Source organism: Patescibacteria group bacterium, from assembly GCA_041665365.1.
Lineage (GTDB): Bacteria > Patescibacteriota > Patescibacteriia > UBA9570 > UBA9570 > UBA9570.
In genome coordinates this window covers 1-2,618 of sequence record JBAYIY010000023.1, presented here as the reverse complement: position 1 = coordinate 2,618, position 2,618 = coordinate 1, and the positions used below count along the sequence as shown (strand labels likewise).

1 protein-coding gene is annotated in these 2,618 nt (G+C 39.4%); it reads left to right on the top strand.

Annotation, left to right across the window (positions count from 1 at the left end; translation table 11 throughout):
* Positions 1-2,618, top strand: a 2,618-nt coding sequence (locus tag WCV88_06350) for a LamG-like jellyroll fold domain-containing protein (GenBank protein ID MFA6475777.1), incomplete at both ends; no start/stop codon positions are given.

Below are 2,618 nucleotides of genomic sequence, written 5' to 3'. Positions count from 1 at the left end.
AATGATAGCGCTGGTGCTTCTGGTTACTATTTTTCTGTTATTAAAATATCAGACTTAACTGAGGTTGGTAATTCAGATTGGCAAACGGGTGATAATACGTGGGATGTTACCAATTTACTACCATATATTGAATATCGTGTCTCCGTTAAATATCGTAATAGTAATAGTGTTGAAACCTCGGTAATTTCGTATGACTTTAGAACATTAGATATCGTTCCACTTGTTCCTGCAATAACCTCAGTTACGTCGACTTTACCAACTAATCTGAATTTAATCCTAAGTCCAGATGGCAATGTCACTTCGTCTATTACTTTCCTCATTCATGATTCAATCGACAACAAATATTTACAAGCCGATGGCACCTGGGGTGTGGGTGAAGTTTGGCATACATATGATGCGCTTGGGGTCGAAGTTGGGACTTCAACAACTGGTCTGTTACCCAATACTCAACACACGATTGAAGCCAAAGCAAAAAGTGGTTCAGGTGAAATAACTGCTTATGGATCTTCACTTGCTACATATACCTTAGCTAACACACCTAGTGCACCAACATTAATTGCCTCTAGTACGACGGTCTTAAATTTAGTTATTAATCCCAATTCCAATCCAGCCTCCACTGCATATTTTATCTGTCAAACCACGGATAATTCCTCCTGTTCGGCCGATGGTTATGTTCAAGTTGGTGGTACTTTGGGGGCTTCGGTAATTTGGGGTACTTATGCCTATTGGGGAGGCACTCTTGGTGTAGATATCAGTGGGTTATTAACCAATGCTTCATACAAATTTTTGACTGAAGCCAGAAATGGCAATAATATTGAAACAGCTTTATCATCTGTCTCATCCGAAACCTACACCCACACTACTGTCCCCACCGGTGTCGCCGCTGCCAAAGACAATGTCAACAACACATCACAAATCAATGTTTTCTGGGACACCTCATCTTCCACTGCCTATCAAGTCGGTTATGACACAGCTACTTGGCTCACCAATCCCACCAATAGCACTGCTTGGGACGCCCCTCTGTATTCATATATTTCTGGCCTCACTGCCAATACTTCATATTACTTTCGTGTTCGCGCTAGAAATGGTAATAGTTCCACCACTGAATGGAGTAGCGAAGTAACGGCCAGTACCGATGTTACGGTTGCTTGTACAAGTAATTGTGGTAGTGGATCGGATACTAATCCAGTTGTTGTTCTGACTGGTTCATTGGTCATTAACACCAATGATGTTAGTACCACCGAACGCACTGTCTCACTGGCTCTCACCACCAATGGAACTGGATATTATGGCCCAGTGGAAGCCGTGTACAATCCGACTAATCAAACATTTTCCGCCTGTGATTTCGCTGGCCAACAATCACACACCATCTCCGCCTCCGCTCAAGTAACTTTTGCTTTGTCATCAGCCACGGGCACCAAAAAGATTTGTATCAAATATATCAATAGTGCAGGCACTACTCTAGAAGCCACTGATGAAATCATATTATCACCAGTGATTGAAGTCATGAATGGCACGATTATGATTAATGGTGATGCTACTAGTACTACCAATCGTCTGGTTTCATTATCACTAACTACAAATGCTACTGGATACTATGGTCCAGTCGAAGCCAATTACGATTCGGTATCGCAACAATTTTCTGATTGTGACTATGCCCAACAATCCATCACCCCTATTAATATTTCCGCTCAGACCACTTTCACCTTATCCTCACCCACAGGTACAAAAAAGATTTGTATCAAATATGTTAGTGACACCGGCACCGTCTTGGAAAGAAGCGCTAATATCATGTTGAATGAAGTTTTTGTTGATCCCACAAAAAATCTTTTAGTTCATCTAACATTTGATGAACAAAATACTGACGGAACTTTTGATGATTATTCAGTTTATAATTGGTCAACTAAGTGTTCTATTAATGCCTGTCCTTCTTATATTGAAGATGGTCTAAGTGGTAAAGCAGCATATTTTGATGGTATAGATGACAATTTGTTTATTACTCGTGATAGAAGATCGGCTCCGACTAAATTTGTATCAATGGTAGCTTGGATAAAACCCGAACCGACTAATAATACAAATCATGAAGGGATTTATTTGGCTGGCAAAAGTTTGGATTATGAGATTTGGCTTTATAAAACTGGTGCAGTTTGGCCTGGTATTAGGAATAAAGCTGTAAAAAGAGTTCACGCCATTAGTGATAAGAATTTTTCTTTTAGTCAATGGAATCAAGTAGTTTTAACTTATGATGGTCAAAAAGTGCGCAATTTTATTAATGGTGTGCTGGTTAAGGAGTCAGTTCAAACTGGTTTGATTAAAAATGATTTATATGATTTTAGAATTGGTGGACTTATCGAGACACAAGGCGGAGTAGTGGACTTGCGTTATGAATATCATGGTTTGGTGGATGATCTGAAGGTTTATGATTATACTTTATCTGCCGAGGAAATTTTGGAAGATTTTGCTTCTCATTCTAAACCAAGTTATAATGGTCCATTATCTTTTGATTTTGAAATATTGAAGGGTCAATTTGTGTCTGATAAAACAAATCAATTTGTTGCACGTTGTAACCCTGCAATTAAATGCCCAACGTCAGTACCAGGTAAATTTGGTCAGGGATT